Annotated in this window: 14 protein-coding genes; 1 reads left to right on the top strand and 13 read right to left on the bottom strand. The window is 48.9% G+C overall.

All coding sequences use genetic code 11. The annotated features are described in order from the left end of the window. Window positions 1–4: 4 nt before the first annotated feature. From BBG47_RS14005 to cymR, 8 genes are all read right to left on the bottom strand, one after another. Window positions 5–3,349: a SwmB domain-containing protein gene (locus BBG47_RS14005; protein WP_065292200.1), complete on the bottom strand. Its 3,345-nt coding sequence runs from the start codon at window positions 3,347–3,349 to the stop codon at window positions 5–7. 221 nt (window positions 3,350–3,570) lie between these two features. Next, entirely contained in the window at window positions 3,571–4,635 is a 1,065-nt protein-coding gene (locus BBG47_RS14000) for an AI-2E family transporter (protein ID WP_065292199.1), read from the bottom strand. A gap of 69 nt (window positions 4,636–4,704) precedes the next feature. Further along, entirely contained in the window at window positions 4,705–5,184 is a 480-nt protein-coding gene (gene nrdG, locus BBG47_RS13995) for an anaerobic ribonucleoside-triphosphate reductase activating protein (RefSeq protein ID WP_065292210.1), read from the bottom strand. Between the two features lie 2 nt (window positions 5,185–5,186). Beyond that, complete coding sequence (locus BBG47_RS13990; RefSeq protein ID WP_083189298.1) at window positions 5,187–7,082, bottom strand: anaerobic ribonucleoside triphosphate reductase; 1,896 nt, start codon at window positions 7,080–7,082, stop codon at window positions 5,187–5,189. Between the two features lie 240 nt (window positions 7,083–7,322). Beyond that, window positions 7,323–7,538, bottom strand: coding sequence for a hypothetical protein (locus tag BBG47_RS13985; protein WP_065292209.1), 216 nt, complete (start codon window positions 7,536–7,538; stop codon window positions 7,323–7,325). Window positions 7,539–7,585: 47 nt separating this feature from the next. Then, window positions 7,586–8,068 carry a PRC-barrel domain-containing protein gene (locus BBG47_RS13980; RefSeq protein ID WP_065292198.1) on the bottom strand — a complete coding sequence of 161 codons (483 nt, stop codon included), beginning with the start codon at window positions 8,066–8,068 and terminating at the stop codon, window positions 7,586–7,588. A gap of 149 nt (window positions 8,069–8,217) precedes the next feature. Further along, window positions 8,218–9,420 (bottom strand): cysteine desulfurase family protein, encoded by a 1,203-nt coding sequence (locus tag BBG47_RS13975; RefSeq protein WP_065292197.1) that lies wholly within the window; start codon window positions 9,418–9,420, stop codon window positions 8,218–8,220. Between the two features lie 102 nt (window positions 9,421–9,522). Further along, window positions 9,523–9,942, bottom strand: a complete 420-nt coding sequence (gene cymR / locus BBG47_RS13970; protein ID WP_021257010.1) for a cysteine metabolism transcriptional regulator CymR — start codon at window positions 9,940–9,942, stop codon at window positions 9,523–9,525. A 320-nt stretch (window positions 9,943–10,262) separates the two neighbouring features. Here cymR and mnmA point away from each other — a divergent pair, with 320 nt between their 5' ends. Further along, window positions 10,263–11,369 carry a tRNA 2-thiouridine(34) synthase MnmA gene (gene mnmA / locus BBG47_RS13965; protein WP_065292196.1) on the top strand — a complete coding sequence of 369 codons (1,107 nt, stop codon included), beginning with the start codon at window positions 10,263–10,265 and terminating at the stop codon, window positions 11,367–11,369. 90 nt (window positions 11,370–11,459) lie between these two features. On the opposite strand, the gene BBG47_RS13960 is transcribed toward mnmA, so the two are convergent. The 5 genes from BBG47_RS13960 to BBG47_RS13940 all read right to left on the bottom strand — a co-directional run bounded on the left by BBG47_RS13960 (window position 11,460) and on the right by BBG47_RS13940 (window position 16,253). Continuing rightward, window positions 11,460–12,812: a hemolysin family protein gene (locus BBG47_RS13960; protein WP_021257012.1), complete on the bottom strand. Its 1,353-nt coding sequence runs from the start codon at window positions 12,810–12,812 to the stop codon at window positions 11,460–11,462. Window positions 12,813–13,050: 238 nt separating this feature from the next. After that, complete coding sequence (locus BBG47_RS13955) at window positions 13,051–13,359, bottom strand: ArsR/SmtB family transcription factor (protein WP_021257013.1); 309 nt, start codon at window positions 13,357–13,359, stop codon at window positions 13,051–13,053. Between the two features lie 180 nt (window positions 13,360–13,539). Then, window positions 13,540–14,103, bottom strand: a complete 564-nt coding sequence (locus BBG47_RS13950; RefSeq protein ID WP_083189296.1) for a PCYCGC motif-containing (lipo)protein — start codon at window positions 14,101–14,103, stop codon at window positions 13,540–13,542. Window positions 14,104–14,165: 62 nt separating this feature from the next. Beyond that, window positions 14,166–15,494: a replication-associated recombination protein A gene (locus BBG47_RS13945; RefSeq protein ID WP_065292195.1), complete on the bottom strand. Its 1,329-nt coding sequence runs from the start codon at window positions 15,492–15,494 to the stop codon at window positions 14,166–14,168. 15 nt (window positions 15,495–15,509) lie between these two features. After that, entirely contained in the window at window positions 15,510–16,253 is a 744-nt protein-coding gene (locus BBG47_RS13940; RefSeq protein ID WP_021257016.1) for a tRNA threonylcarbamoyladenosine dehydratase, read from the bottom strand. Window positions 16,254–16,274 lie beyond the last annotated feature (21 nt).

Genomic DNA, 16,274 nt, shown 5'->3' with positions numbered 1-16,274 from the left:
GCAATTATCCTAAATATTCAATTTGCTCGAGCATGCGTTTCAGCATAACTGCTGCCTGTGCACGTGTCGCGGTAGCCTTAGGCTGGAATGTATTCGCGGTCATCCCTTGAACGATCCCTGCGGATACTGCCTTGCCTACGCCGTCGCGAGCGTAGCCGCTCACTTGTCCGCGATCATTGAACTTGTTGAGTGCGCTCGGGTTCGAAGCCACATTGCGTCCTGTATATTCCATAGCTCGAACGAGCATAATTGCCATTTGTTCACGGTTGATCGACTCGTTCGGACGGAACGTGCCATTTTCATAACCGCTAATAATTCCTGCCTTGGTCGCAGCCCCAATATAGGGAGCCATCATGCTGGTCTGATTCACATCGCGATAAGCGGAAGCACCGGATGCATCAGCTTGAAGCCCCAGCGAGCGTGCCAGCAAAATCGCGAATTGCCCGCGCGTAATGTTGGCGTTTGGTGCAAATGCATTATTGCTGACACCCTCAATGATATACTTTGATGCCAATTCGCGGATGGCGTCTCGTCCCCAGTGGTCTTTAATGTCCGAGAAGTCCTTCGAGCGATCCATCATGGCAACGGAACGATTGCCCTTGAACTGGAAGGCGTATACCGCAACGCCTAGCTCCTGCTTCGTCACTGTAGGCACATATCCCGCCTTGTTCAGCACGGAATCATAACGAACGGCTGATGCATTACTACGCTGTATCAATTGTGCGTTGCGCACTTTATATTTCAAGTTAGCCTCAATTGTACGCGGCGTAGCGGAGCCAGCAAATGCCGACAAGCGGAATTCAATCGGATTGACACGCACGCGTGCACCTGTATCGTTCAGGCTGCGCAGCAATGCATTGGAATCCGATCCCGACTGTGACTCTGCTTGAAGCAGCAGGTATGCCTGATTGTTTCCCCACTCGCGTTCAAGCGCACGGAAGTCCAACTCACGAAGCGGTACCGACATCAATATATCGCCATAACGAATGGAGAAAATCGCATCATTCGCCTTATTGTATACTTCATTCAACGTTTGCAATGGAACAGCAACCACTGCTCCGCGCTCGGATGTCGGCACATCAAATGCCAGATGATTACGCGTGCCGTTCTTGAGTACATATTCAAAAGATGATTTCAACTTTGTTGCCGGTATTGTATAACGCTTCGCAGTGCTTCCGCTCAAGGAACGATCAGAGCTTGTGTCCGCTGCCGAACTGGAGAGCAAATACCATCCATCATCCAAGAACCAGCGGAACGTAGCCGGTTGCAAATCTCCGGGACGTGTCGTGGAACCATCAGTTTTATTCGTAACGGTCGTAGAAGCAAACGACTGCAGCGAATTCCCTGCCAAGTCCTTAATCGGATTTTTACCCTGCAAGTAAGCAACTGTTACCGCACTGTATGCATTGACCGCTTCGTCCAGCGTCAAGGTAACTTCTTCATTGCGTGTCGAAGCACGCTTTACCTTAATCACCCGATTGTCCGAGTGTACCACGAATTGAGATTCATCCGGCGAAGGCAATTCCTTCAAGCGCTCGGAGAAGACAAGTGTCATCGTGCTTCCCTTCACAGAAGCTGAACGCAAGGTTGGAGCCGTTCGATCAGAACCATTGTCCACCTTCTTCAAGGTAAATACAGCTGCCTTGTTCCCCGCCAGATCCGAAATACGAGGCTCACCCGTACCTGGCACATAGGATACCGTGACATCATCACCATCGCTAACACTGGAGCTCAAGATCAGATTAACCATATTATCTCGCACTTGAACAGAATCGACACTTCGGGATGAGCGATTGACATACACCGAGAAATGACTGCGCGGCGGTACTTTGCTCGTGTCTAATTGCTCATTAAAAGTCAACGTCAGCAGGCTCCCGCTTACTTCTGCCCGTTGAAGCACTGGCGCCTTCGTATCCGCATCATTGCGTGCCAGCACATCTGTAAATGCTTCAAGCTTGTTGCCGCTTCGATCCGTCAACGGATATCGATCTGGCTTGTAACTTACTCGCACCGTTTGATTATCGCGGATTACATAAATAAGCGACAGCGTTACCTTCGAGCCGTCCACAGATATGCGGCTGACTGTCTTCTCGCTTCCATCCACGGTCACCTTGAATTGCTCATAAGCACGCGCCGACACTGTATCCAGCGGCTCCGACATATCCAACACTACCTTCATGCCTTGCGCATTCGCTTGCTTCACAACAGGAGGCGTACGGTCAACCTCATTGCTCACCGATATTTTCTCAAATGCAGCAGCCGCATTGCCGGCCGTATCCTGAATAGACTTGCGGTCAGCGCCAGGACGATAGGAAATGGAAATGCTCTGACCCACAGAGACTCCGTTCTCCAGGCTTACATCCACATAATCGCTGCCCACAGCTGTACCCGTTACACGGCGTGTGTCGCCATTTACCCATACTTCGAAGCTTGCTGCTGGCGGAACCGATGTCTTCTTCAATTCCTTGTCGAACGTTAAGCGAATCGTATCCACCTTGCTCAGCGCAGCGGATTTCAACGATGGAGCCGCTGTATCCGGATTGCCTGTTGTGAATTTCCATGTATTCAATCCAGCATAAGACTTCCCACTTGCATTGCGCAGAGAGTCTGCCGCAATCTCTATCGTGTAATCCATATTTGGCTTCAATTGTTGAACGGGATCAATCGTAATTGTATTTGTTCCGTCTCCCGTAACCCGGATAGAGGTCATCGGCAGCGCTTCAAGCACTTTGCCGTCCTTCGCCTGCTTCATAATGACGCTCCCGCCAGATTGCTTCCATACCTTCTCCTTGAAAGTCAACACAAGCTTGGAATCCACACGGACGTCCCGTTGCCCGATCGCTGGCGATACCGTATCCAACTGAGGCGCTCCAGTATCAGCTGCTGTCGTGAACGTCCATTCTGTAGGGTCATAAATACCCAGGAACTCAGAACTGCCAGACTTGAACGTACCGAAATCTGCTTGAACCCGATAGGAGGTCCCAGAATCCAACGGCTTGGATAGCGTAATCGTTGCTTTTTTCTTCGTATCATCGAGCCGAACTTGGCTGCCGTCTACTGCAACATCCTCTACCTTATCGCCATTTTTCTTTCTTATGGTGATGTTCCCGCTTCCTTTTTCCACTTCACTTATAAATGTAAGAATAAGTTCAGTTCCGACATTGACATCCGTCGCTCCAGCAGCTGGAGACATGGATGCCACCTTAATTGTTTTCAAGCCCTCTATTTTATCTTTCACTGAGTTTTTAAGCGCTGTGCTTGAGTCTGTCTGCGGCAATGCCATTGCGGCATTCGCAGAAAGTTCCATCGCTAAAGCAATGGTGAGCAATATCGCAAGTGTTCGTTTCACGTAGAACTCTCCTCCCTTAATTTCCCGTTCGTTCCCCAGGACGCAGCTTCGCATAGTTTCACGAATAAAATATACGGCGTCCATCCTTCATTACCGCCGTATCCAATTCTTTAAACGCGCCGAACAACATATTTGTTGTTCATAATTGCGAAACTTTCTGAAAAATAGGTCTTAAGTAGGATGTTTCGTTACTTTGATTTTCCTCCACTACCGATAAATGTTCACACTGTCTTTCTTCGGATTTGATAGGCTACAATATGCTGACAGATTACTTTTACGACTGCAAAGAAAGGAACCGCAAGGATTAGCCCCACAACTCCAGCAATCTCCCCGCCCACAAGCAGGGCGAAAATGATCGTCAGCGGATGCATATGAAGCGTCTTGCCCACGATCTGTGGAGAAATAATATTCCCTTCTACAATTTGGCAGATAGTATTTACAACGATGACCAAAATAATCATTTTGAGCGATACCGTCGCTGCGAAGATAAGTGCAGGAGCAGCACCGAAGTATGGCCCGAGATAAGGAATAATATTGAACACGGCTACACATAACGCAAGCAGAAGCGCATAGGGCATGCCGATTATCCAATAGCCGATATATGCAAGCACACCGATAATAAGGCATACAAGAAATTGACCCCGGACGTAGCTTCCTAGCGCAGTATCAATTTCTCGGAATAGCATCACCGTATGCTTGCGATGCGAACGCGGCACATAAGCTATTACCGCCCTCTCGAAGACGTCAAAATCTTTCAATATGTAGAAGATGAGGAATGGTACGATAAGCGCAATGAAGAGCAAATTAATGGCGGCGCCAATATTCTCCATAAAGTCCGATATCGCTTTGCCTATGCGCTCCTCAAGAGCATAAATGGAGTCATTTAATCCGGAACGTACAGATGACGGCATCGTCTTGCTAACCCCGTCCATCATCTGTTCCGCCTTCGCATTCAGGTGAGGCATCTGATTGTTAAGCTCTGCAAGCTGCTTCACCAGCATGGGGATGATATTGACTAAAATCACGGTAACTACCGCAATAAACACTGCATAAATAAGCAGCACCGCCATCGTTCGCGGCACTTTCCGCTCATTGAGCAGGATTACGATCGGATTTAACACATAGGCAATGATCATGGCCACGAAGAAGGGGGCAAGCACGGCCTTGAGGAAGCCGTATACATGCCCGATAAGAGGTTTCATCATAAATAGAAAATAGAGGATGATAAGACCAAGCAGACAATAGATAGCCATTACAAAAAGACGGTTCTTCCAAAAACGCTCCACTGTATTACACACTCCGTTCATGTACACTTGTGTTGTAGAATGCTTGCAATACAGTAAAGTATGTGTAGCCTAGGGAGAAATTAATCCAACTGGTATCCCTTCCTCCATCCGCCATATGCGCTGATTGTCACTGCCGCGGAAGGGAAGTCCTGGACAACGGCGCTCCGCTGCGAATCGACCATCAACCAATACATCCACACAGTGAAGCAGCTCTTGCTGGTCAGCTGTTCCTCCTTCAAGCAGCTGCTCCACCGTATATCCCGTATATGCCCATATATGCCGACCCGACTGACGCAGCAGCCGGGCAAGTTCCTTCACTTCCTTCGCTTGCATGAACGGTTCTCCGCCGGACAGTGTGACATCCGTAAGCGGATTGGACAGTACCTCGGCTGCCACCTCCGCTACACTCATTTCCGTGCCGTTCATCATGTTCCACGATAGCGGGTTATGACACCCCTCGCACTGATGAGGGCAGCCGCTGAAGAACACAACTGTACGCAGCCCTTCGCCGTCAACGACACTGTCATGCAAAATAGATAGAACACGCATACTCATCGATGCTTCACCCGCTCCGTCTCTTCCTTCCGCTTCGCAGAGTTCCACTTATCCATATCCCCTACCAAATAACCGGTAATGCGGCGAATGCGCTCAATCTGCGAACCTGAGCTTCCACACATCGGACAGCTATCTTCAATCGTATCTTGATGGCCGCATGTACGACAGCGATCAACAGGATGATTAAGAGAACCATACCCAATCCCGCTCATCGCCATTGCACGCACGATACGGTCAAGTGCCTGTGGGTTGGCTTTCGCGCTTCCATCCAGCTCAACATACGTGATATGCCCGGCATTGCACAGCTCATGGAACGGCCCTTCGATTTGAATCTTGTCGATTGCCTTCAACGAGTAATAGACGGGTACATGAAACGAGTTGGTGTAATATTTCCGATCCGTAATTCCTTGTCTCACTCCAAAATCATCTCGATCCCGGCTCGTAAATTTACCCGATAGACCTTCAGCCGGCGTCGCGATTAAGGAGAAATTAAGACCTGTCGCTTCAATCGCCTCATCCATTCGCATACGCATATGAGACACGATGCGCATGCCTAGCTTGCGTGCATCCTCAGACTGGCCATGATGGGAGCCAACAAGCGCTACAAGCGCCTCAGCAAGTCCGATAAAGCCAACACTAAGTGTCCCCTGCTTCAGGATATCTCCCAGCTCATCCTCGGGTTGCAAGTCCTCACTTCCGCGCCATACCCCTTGCTTCATAAGAAAAGCAAAGTCACGCACCTGCTTCTTCGATTGATAGTCGAATCGCTCCCTCAACTGCTTCACTGTCAAGGACAGAAGCGAGTCCAATCGGCCAAAGAAATCATCCACACTGGACGACATCATAGCAAGGCGAACAAGATTCAAAGAGGTAAATGACAAGTTCCCTCTGCCGATCGCCGTTTCGTCCCCGTTCACATTGCCCATGACGCGCGTTCTGCAGCCCATGTAGCATGCCTCGCTCTCGGGTGTGCCGTTATCGTACTGCGAATTGAACGGAGCATCGAGAAAGGCAAAGTTAGGGAACAGCCGCTGCGCTGTCGTTTGCAAGGCAAGCTGGTACAGATCGTAATTCGGATCAGCAGGATCGAAGTTGACGCCTTTCTTCACTTTGAATATTTGAATTGGGAAGATAGGTGTTTCTCCTCTACCAAGACCGGCCTGCGTTGCGAGAAGAAACTGTTTAATCAGCATTCTCCCCTCCACAGAGGTGTCCGTGCCATAGTTCAATGAAATGAACGGTACCTGCCCACCGCCTCTAGAATGCATCGAGTTCGCATTATGAATGAATGCCTCGCAAGCCTGATATACGTCACGCTCCGTTAGTCTCCACGCCTCTGTCTCTAGATCGAAGTCTGCTTGCAGTGGCAGTGATTCCATATAGCGAATATGGCGATTGAATGTCTTGCGCACATAAGGGGCTACATCATAATCGAACATCGGATACGCCTGTCCGCCATGCTGCTGGTTTTGGTTCGCCTGCAATATAATCGATGCCAGCGCAAGCGCGCTCTTAATATCCTGCGGCTCGCGCATATATCCATGACCTGTGTTGAACCCCTGCTTCAACATCTTGCCCAGAGGAATCTGGCAGCACGTTGTCGTACCGGAGGCATAGAAATCAAGATCATGTGGATACATCAGGTTCTGCTCCACTGCATCTCTTACGTCTGCAGACAGCAGATGTTGAACCGCATACCAGCGTGCGCTTTCGCTAGCGATCTTCCCCATCATACCCATTGGCGATCTTCCATCTACATTCGCATTTTCCTGCATCAGATCCTGATTGCCACCGTCAACAATCTCATGCAGCGATGCCGTCAGCCGCTCTGTGCTGGTCCGATTGCTCCGATCCCATACTGCGTTCGTCCGTTTCATGGATACCATCGTCATATCAAACTCATTCCTTTCTCTTTATGTACCATCATTTTCAGTGCAATTTATCTATGTTAACTATATCTAGTGTTGTTATTTGAAAATGAGCACAATATGTATTATGAACGAACTCTTTTTCTCACAATATGAGATTCATCACGGACAAATGGCCGACCATGCAAAAAGCGCCCGCAATCGCCTCTATAAGGCGGTTACGAGCGCTTATGTTTCCATATGGTGGATATTTCTGCCTGACCCTTACGATGAAGCCTGCGCCTCTGGGAACGAAGGTGCAGCAAATTCATCACCAAAAAACAAGTCATCCAGAGAGCTTAATGTGCCATCCTCTTCGACCTGGTAAACTGACATCTTGTCCCCGTTCACCGTCAGCTCTATATAACATCCCCAGCAATAAAATTGGTGGGAACCAATTTTCCCGATTTCTTTGGAATTGCAATTCGGGCATCGCAACATCGTATTCACCATTCCGTCCATTGACTAATTTGTTCGTACCGTTCAGGTTATCCGCCATCTTCGAAGATGATAACATCTGATCCCCATTTCAAGCGGCTTGTCCCATCTATCCGCCGTCTGCCTTCCAACAAGTCAGACAGCAAACCGTCTGAAATTTCCAGACCTGTTACTTGGTTACCCATATTTGGCTGAAAATAAACATCGGCGACCCATCCTAATTGCGATCCTTCACTTGTCATGACAGGCAAATCCTTCAACGCTCCATTCCCTGTCAAGAAAGCCCTCTCTATATGGATAGCCTCCGTATGCCGGATGGCTGTATCATTCGCGATCATTATTGCATCCTCACCACAAGCCGTTACCTCTTCCCAGCTTACAGAAGGAGGTGGTGATCCCTTGCGGGAACGACCTTCAAGCTCTATATGTGTGATAGTCCAATCATTCGAAATGCGGATATCCTTTACCTTGGTCAACCGCTTCCCCGTCTCAATTCCATATACGGGAAGGCCGATTAATTCCAACAGCTTCATATCGGGGCCCCCTCTTCAGCTAACGGCATTCACTTCCAAATGCAGGACGTTCCTCATCAGAATCAGGTAGATTCTCATTTCACGTACGTCCCCGGCCAACATGCCGCGTTATCTTCAAACGCCCCTCCTTTCACGCTGTGACAGTTCCCTTACTGTCTAGTACGAACACGTGATACGATGGTTGCAATTTGTTGCGCAGCGCAAGCAGCCTCTTCCCTAGTATTGCCCAAACCGAAGCTGAATCGTACAGCCGTTCTCTTGCGCTCATCTGGTAAATCCATAGCCTCTAGCACATGCGACAATTCAAGCGAGCCTGATGTGCAGGCAGATCCGCTCGAAGCCATAATTCCCGCCAAGTCCAAATTCATCAGCATTGTCTCCGTAGGCACATCCAAGAAACTAACATTCAATATATGCGGCAAATGCTCTGTAGGATGGCCATTCATGACCACTCGATCGCCGAGAGCTGCTGACAACTCTGTCCACAGCGTGCTGCGCACCTGCGCAAGTTCCTCCAGCTTCGCTGGAAGTGAGCCATTCGCTATCTCCATTGCCTTCGCCATTCCGGCAATCCCTGCTGCATTCTCCGTCCCTGCTCTGCGCTTGCGTTCTTCACTTCCACCATACAGCAGAGGATCCCAGTGAACACCTGCGCGAGCATAGAGAACGCCTACTCCCTTGGGGCCATTAATCTTATGGGCAGAGAAGCTGGCGAAGTCAACCGGCAACGCGTGCAGTTCGAGCTTCAAATGCCCGAGCACCTGAACAGCATCCGTATGCATCAGAATGCCGCGCTCACGTGCCAAGCGGCCAATTTCTTCTATCGGCTGAAGCGTGCCCACCTCGTTGTTGCCATACATGACACTAATGAGACAAGTATGCGGGCGCAGTGCAGCTTCAATTGCCTCAACCGATACTCGACCCATCTGATCCGGCGCAACATAAGTAACCTCGAAGCCCAACTGCTCCAAGCGCTCGCACGCATGCAGCACTGCATGATGCTCCAATTGAGTCGTCACGATATGCGGCTTGCGTGCGGATGCATCGCCACTGCTACCTTGCTGAGCAGCAGTTTCTGACGATTGCTGCAGCCAGGCAGACCATGCTGCACCGAAGATGGCAGCATTATCCCCTTCCGTTCCTCCACTCGTGAAGACAAGCTCCTGCGGCTGGCAGCCCAACTGGGCGGCAATATGATCGCGAGCTTGATTCAAGGCGAGCTTCGCTTCACGTCCGAACGCATGAACGCTGGAAGCGTTTCCGAACACTTGATGCATACTGTCGGTCATGGCTTGAAGTACGTCCGGATGAAGCGGAGTCGTCGCTGCATGGTCAAAATAGATGCGTTCCATTGTATTCCCTCGTTTCTGCTAATCCGTATGACAAATAACAATATCAAACTTCTCTCTCAAGATAAGTGGTCGTCAACCTATAGCTTGCTGTCCATCCATCGTCTAGATATAGAACATGTAGCTGTCCTGGCTTCCCACATCCTTATAGTTAACCAGATCGGCAAGAGTCGTGGAATCAAGTACCTGCGCAATGCTGTCCCGGATACGCAGCCACAAGTCACGCTTAGCCGGATCATCCTCTTCCGTGAAGTCGACTGGGGAGATTGGCCCTTCCAACACGCGAATAATTTCACCTGCTGTAATATGTTCAGGAACGCCTGCCAGTATATAGCCGCCGTATGCGCCGCGAATACTCTTAACCAATCCAGCATTGCGCAGAGGCGCAATCAGCTGCTCCAAATAATGCTCGGACAGTTGGTTCTTCTCTGCAATACTCTTTAGCGACGTTGGGCCTTCTCCACAGCTCTTTGCCAGCTCCATCATAATCGTCAGGCCATAACGGCCTTTCGTTGAAATTTTCATATTATACACCTCATAGTTTTATTATCGTATAAATCCAATGTATTCCGATTAAGGTTCCCTGTATATCGTAACATAACTCTTCTCTTTATGGACAATAAACTGATGTGCTATTCCCGAATTATTTCCATTTGCTTGAAAATTCCTTGACATCATCTCTTATTTCCGGTATACAAGCCCTTATGGTACAATACTAAAGGAAGTGAATAAAACTCACTTTTGTATCAAGCCTGTATTAGTTTCAAGCTATTATGATAAAATCGCGAGCCGATAGCCATTATCGCAAGGCCATTCTTACAGCTCGCAGCAAAGACGGTGATACCATGACAAACTCTAATGCGAACACTCGCGTCGTCGTCGGCATGTCGGGCGGCGTAGATTCCTCGGTGACAGCACTGCTGCTTAAGCAACAAGGCTACGATGTCATCGGCATATTTATGAAAAACTGGGACGACACTGACGAGTTCGGACAGTGTACAGCCGAAACCGACGCGGAAGATGTTCGCCGCGTATGCGAACAAATCGGCATCCCTTATTATACGGTGAACTTCGAAAAGGAATATTTCGATAAGGTCTTCACCTATTTCTTAGACGAATATCGTCACGGTCGTACGCCTAATCCAGATGTAATGTGCAACCGTGAGATCAAATTCGGTGAATTCCTGCAGAAAGCACTCGATCTGGGTGCAGACTATCTGGCGACAGGCCATTACGCGCGTGTCCTTCATGAAGACGGCAAGCATACGCTGCTGCGCGGTGTGGACGGGAATAAAGATCAGACTTATTTCCTTAATGCGCTGAACCAAGAACAACTAGCGAAGGCTATGTTCCCGATCGGCCATCTGCCGAAGCCGGAGGTTCGCCGCATTGCAGAAGAAGCAGGACTAGCCACTGCCAAGAAGAAGGACAGCACCGGCGTATGCTTCATCGGTGAACGCAACTTCAAGCAGTTCCTGAGCCAGTACTTGCCTGCACAGCCTGGACAGATGATTGACATCCGTACAGGCGAGGTGAAGGGCCGCCATGACGGGCTTATGTATTACACGCTAGGTCAACGCCAAGGCTTGGGCATAGGCGGCTCAGGCAACGGAGAGCCATGGTTCGTTGCTGAGAAGGACTTGACCAACAATGTTCTGTATGTGGTACAGGGCGATGATCACCCAAGCCTCTATTCCACAGGGCTCGTTGCATCTCAGATCAACTGGATCGAAGGCGACATGCCAACTGAACCGATCCGCTGCACAGCCAAATTCCGTTACCGTCAGCCTGACCAAGGAGTTACTCTCCAGAAGAATGCGGACGGAACAGTTGAGGTAACATTCGACGTCAACCAACGCGCTGTAACACCTGGACAAGCAGTCGTCTTCTATGATGGCGACATTTGCCTGGGCGGTGGCACGATTGATATCGTCCGTAAATTGAAGGCGTAACACCCAGCAGGATTGCTGAACGAATACAGGGGGTTATCCCGCACTGTGGAATTTTCACACGGTGCAGGATAACCCCCTTCGTCATTGGTTCTAAATGCTTGATGCTGGATTCAGCATCGCATCATGGCTGGTTGCCGCCCCCAGCTTCTTCACATGAAGTCGCGCAATCCGGAAATGATCTGTCTCCTCAATGATGAATTCGTACTCAAAGGCGCCTTCCACCCGAGTTCGCAGCCCCACTCTCGGAGGCACCTCCACCATGGCATACATCCAGCCGCCAATTGTATCATAATCCTCGGAAGAAATATTCGTCCCGAAGTACGCATTCACTTCTTCAATCAGCAAACGTCCATCAATCGAATAATTGGTTTCATTTTTCTTCTCAATTTGCGGACGCTCTTCATCAAATTCATCCTGAATCTCGCCAACGATCTCTTCCATAATATCTTCTAATGTGACCAAACCGGCTGTCCCACCGAATTCATCAATAAGCAGCGCGATTTGCACCTTATTTTTCTGCATCAGTTTCAACAAGGCACTAATTGACATCGATTCTGGGACACTTAACATTGGCCGAACAATCGAATGAATGCTCTCCAAATCATCAGGAGCCTTCACAATGTCGCGAATATGGATAAAGCCGATAATATTATCCTTATCGTTATCGCATACCGGATAACGAGTATGCATTTCCGTCAGCACTTTGGTCTTGTTTACTTCAAATGAATCCTCTGCATACAAACAGACCATATCGGTTCTTGGAATCATAATTTCCCGTGCATGCGTTTCCGTAAAGTCGAAAATGTTGTCTACAAGTGCCAATTCAGTATTATCAATGAGACCGCTCTTATGGCTTTCCTTCACTAGGATACGAATCTCTTCTTCCGTATGAGCTGATTCATGCTCAGAAGCCGGCTCGATGCCGAATACCTTCAGCACCATATTAGCCGTACCATTCAATAGCCAGATGAACGGATACATCACTTTGTAGAATAAGCTTAATGGTCCTGCAGTCCACAATGCTACACGTTCCGATTTGCGTATCGCAAGCGTCTTAGGCGCAAGCTCGCCGAGAACGATATGCAGCACGGTAATGATAATGAAGGCGATAGCAGTAGATATCGATGTAATCACCGCATTACTTGCACCAAGTGCCGTCAACGGTTCATACAGCAGCTGTGCGACAGTCTTCTCCCCGATCCATCCGAGACCAAGAGAAGCAAGCGTAATTCCCAATTGGCAAGCAGACAAGTAAGCATCCAAATGCTCTGTCACATGCCGAGTCAGCTTCGCTTTCGCATTTCCCTCCTGCACGAGCGTATCCAGTCGACTTCCGCGCACCTTCACCATCGCGAACTCTGCCGCAACGAAAAAGCCATTCAAAAATACTAATAGCAGTACAAACAACAATCCCCAAAATATCGGTAACGGATCACTACTCACCCGATCTCCTGCCCACTCCCACTTCGAAACGGACAGGAACACCTCCCCATACAATAAAATAAAGACATATATATATTATATAAGAAAATACATAAGAATCCTACTCCCATACGCCTCATCGTTGAACATATGAGAATTAGCGGGATTTGTTGTCTTTATGTATATTCTTTCTTTATATCGTCCTATCACCATTTTTGTTGAATATGAATCGGAACAATCAGCCTGCGCTTTCGCGAAATTATTGCTCAATCGCGTATCGAACTGCTTCATTTAACAGCTCAAGTATATAAGCATCATCGCAAATATATAAAATATTTTGACCTTCTCTGCGATATCTGACGAAGCGATATGCACGAAGTGTTTTCAACTGATGAGATACTGCCGATTGTGATAATTGCAGAGCGTCAGCGACTTGATTTACGGCGCATTCCTCACGCGCAAGAAGTGACAAAATTCGAATACGTGTCGGATCACCCAACGCTTTGAACGTTTGCGATACCCGCTCCAGTACATCTGCATCCAAATCTTTTCCCAGGAAATAATTCATCTTCTTCTTCTCCTTTGTGTTGTTCATCCTATATCTGGCTGCTTATGCGTGGGAACGAGATGAACATACCTACATATGTATGGCTCTGTTGCCTGTAGGTTATGACAAAGCGAAGAAAAATAAACATGGATTCCGTAGGAATCCATGCCAATTGATTCAGAGCATGCATGAAGCCTGCTCCTACACAGCAGGAAGTGGCGTAGGAGTAGGTTCTGCATATCCCTCTTTGTATTTGGTATCAATAGCTTGGCGGATGTCTTTGACCGACTTCCCTTCCCGCAGCATGAGAGAAGCCTCTACGGCAATATCAAGGCACACACCACAGCGAGTGCCGTGATCATCCCATTCGATCTTCGCCTCTTCCTTCGAGGCGACAAAGCAATTCAAATTGCTCTGGTGACCAGCTACTTCTCCGCATCCGCAATAACAAGGAATATATTGAAGTAGTTCACTGTTCGTAGCAGCCAGTTGATAAATTTGTCGCATTTCCTTCTGTTTGTCATTCAAGAAAGGCGGAAGTTCGGCAACCGATGCCGTCGTTTGACGCAGATCGCCATTCTTCATCAGACGTTCATGATCTTCTGATGCTTGTCCAGCATGTTCTGCGCCTTCTTTGCCCGCAGGGGAGCTGCCACAGCCTGCGACAATTGTTAATGCGATAAGACCAATAACCAATGAAAATGGTGCGAGTCGATTCAGACGATGTCCTTTGTTTCTGTTAGCTCTGTGCCTACGAATGAACATGAAAATACCCCCATCAAAGTATTCATTTCAAATTCAGTACAGGTCTGTCTACATTAAACGTACTAAACGTCGCCTCGCCCATGCGAGCCTCTTCTCCGCTCTTGGTTGATGCGCATCTTCGCTTCTGTCCCCTGCTCGTTCGCCATAAAGAATACCCGCTTCTTGATCAGGTCAGGCAGGTATTGCTGCTCTACATAGTGTCCTGGGTAGTCGTGTGGATACTGATAGCCCTTGTGTCCGAGCTTGTCCGCGCCTTTATAATGGGTATCTCGCAAATGCAATGGCACTTCAGCGGTCTTAATATCCTCAAACGCCTGCATGACGCGAGCAATGGCAAGCGGTATCGAGTTGGACTTCGGACTTTCTACCGCGAATAAGATAGCTTGCGCCACGATGTACTTCGACTCCGGCCAGCCAATTCGATGATAGGCCTCCAATGCGCTCACAGCCTGCACCATTGCTTGCGGGTTCGCCAATCCGATATCCTCGCTGCATGCAACGGTTAATCTGCGAATGAACGTCATTGGATCCATGCCCAGCTTCTCGACCGCATACAGGAACCAGTACAATGCCGCATCACTGGAGCCGCGAATACTCTTGTGGAAGGCGGACAAGACGTCATACTGTACAGATTCATCTGCCTGCACAGTCGGCCGCCGAACGGATTCTTCCGCCACTTCCAGCGTAATGTGAACTGTACCGTCTTCCTCCGGTGTCGTCGTCATTGCCGCCATCTCCAGCGCGTTCAATGCACGGCGTATGTCGCCATTCGCCATGGAAGCGATATGCTCAAGCGCATCCGGGTCTGCTTGAATCGGCATGAAGCCAAGCCCACGCTCCTTATCCACCAAAGCACGCTCCATTGCAATCAGCGAATGCTCCTTCGTGAGCGGCTTTAATTGGAACAAGGTCGAACGACTGATCAACGCTCCATTTACATGATGGAATGGATTTTCCGTTGTTGCGCCGATGAATATAATCGTCCCCTTCTCAACGGCAGGCAGCAAGGCATCCTGCTGCGATCGATTGAAGCGATGAACCTCATCCAAGAACAGAATGGTCTTGGTGTTGTACATCTTCTTATTCGTATCCGCCTGTTCAATTACGGCTCGAACATCCTTAACTGATGCATCGACAGCATTTAAACGAACGAATTCACCCTTTGTCTGCTCCGAGATGATATTCGCGAGCGTTGTCTTGCCGCAGCCTGGGGGGCCATAAAGTAATATCGAGGAGACCCGATCCGCTTCAATCGCTCTCCGCAGCAGTCTCCCCGGCCCTATAATATGTTCTTGGCCGATATATTCTTCCAATGTTCTTGGCCGGATTCGATCAGCCAGCAATCGCATCGTAGGATGCTGCTGTTCTTCCCCATAAGAGAATAGATCCATATCTGTCACCACGAATTACAAGTCTGCCAGCATATCGCGAATCACGACACTGACCATAATAAGCCCGGCTACCGGCGGTACGAATGCGTTACTGGATGGCGGCTGCTTCGCCTTGCGAATATCAGGGGCAGTATCCGGTACGATGCGCTCCGTAACATCCTCACGCGGCTTGATCGGCTCCTCTGTAGAGAACACAACCTTGACCCCTTTGCGAATGCCATCCTTGCGCAGCTTTTGCCGAATGACGCGGGCAATCGGGTCGTAAGATGTCTGCGAAATGTCAGCCACTTGGAAGCGTGAAGGGTCCATCTTGTTCGCCGCACCCATGCTGGAAATGATAGGTATTTTACGTTTCAAACATTCTTTGATCAAGTGAATTTTATATACAATCGTATCTGATGCATCGACAACATAATCTAGCTCATACTTGAACAGTTCCTCATAGGTTTCTTCCGTATAGAACATGTTAAGCGCGATCGCGTCACAATCTGGATTAATTAGCTTAATCCGCTCACGCATCAACTCCGCCTTCTTCTGACCTACTGTTGTCGTCAAGGCGTGAATTTGCCGGTTAATGTTCGTAATATCGACTGTATCTTTATCAATGAGAATAATTCGGCCTACACCGGTGCGTGCCAATGCCTCTGCAGCCATTGAGCCGACACCGCCGATTCCTAGAACTGCGACTGTGCTGTTTTTCAGCTTCTCTAATCCTTCAGGTCCAATTGCGAGTTCCGTACGTGAAAATTGATGCAGCATAACGTCCTTTTCCTCCTGCGT

Origin of the sequence: Paenibacillus sp. KS1 (genome assembly GCF_001680695.1) — a bacterium.
GTDB lineage: Bacteria > Bacillota > Bacilli > Paenibacillales > Paenibacillaceae > Paenibacillus_B > Paenibacillus_B suaedae.
This window is presented reverse-complemented; position numbering and strand designations above follow the sequence as displayed.

What these genes read in the sequence shown, in the direction of transcription:
- cymR (WP_021257010.1), bottom strand. Translation starts at nt 9,942, where the DNA reads ATGAAAATTTCAACGAAAGGCCGTTATGGCCTGACGATTATGATGGAG.
- BBG47_RS13950 (WP_083189296.1), bottom strand. Translation starts at nt 14,103, where the DNA reads ATGTTCATTCGTAGGCACAGAGCTAACAGAAACAAAGGACATCGTCTG.
- BBG47_RS13985 (WP_065292209.1), bottom strand. Translation starts at nt 7,538, where the DNA reads ATGTTGCGATGCCCGAATTGCAATTCCAAAGAAATCGGGAAAATTGGT.
- BBG47_RS13980 (WP_065292198.1), bottom strand. Translation starts at nt 8,068, where the DNA reads ATGAAGCTGTTGGAATTAATCGGCCTTCCCGTATATGGAATTGAGACG.
- nrdG (WP_065292210.1), bottom strand. Translation starts at nt 5,184, where the DNA reads ATGCGTGTTCTATCTATTTTGCATGACAGTGTCGTTGACGGCGAAGGG.
- BBG47_RS13955 (WP_021257013.1), bottom strand. Translation starts at nt 13,359, where the DNA reads ATGAATTATTTCCTGGGAAAAGATTTGGATGCAGATGTACTGGAGCGG.
- BBG47_RS13940 (WP_021257016.1), bottom strand. Translation starts at nt 16,253, where the DNA reads ATGCTGCATCAATTTTCACGTACGGAACTCGCAATTGGACCTGAAGGA.
- BBG47_RS13945 (WP_065292195.1), bottom strand. Translation starts at nt 15,494, where the DNA reads ATGGATCTATTCTCTTATGGGGAAGAACAGCAGCATCCTACGATGCGA.
- mnmA (WP_065292196.1), top strand. Translation starts at nt 10,263, where the DNA reads ATGACAAACTCTAATGCGAACACTCGCGTCGTCGTCGGCATGTCGGGC.
- BBG47_RS13990 (WP_083189298.1), bottom strand. Translation starts at nt 7,082, where the DNA reads ATGACGATGGTATCCATGAAACGGACGAACGCAGTATGGGATCGGAGC.
- BBG47_RS13975 (WP_065292197.1), bottom strand. Translation starts at nt 9,420, where the DNA reads ATGGAACGCATCTATTTTGACCATGCAGCGACGACTCCGCTTCATCCG.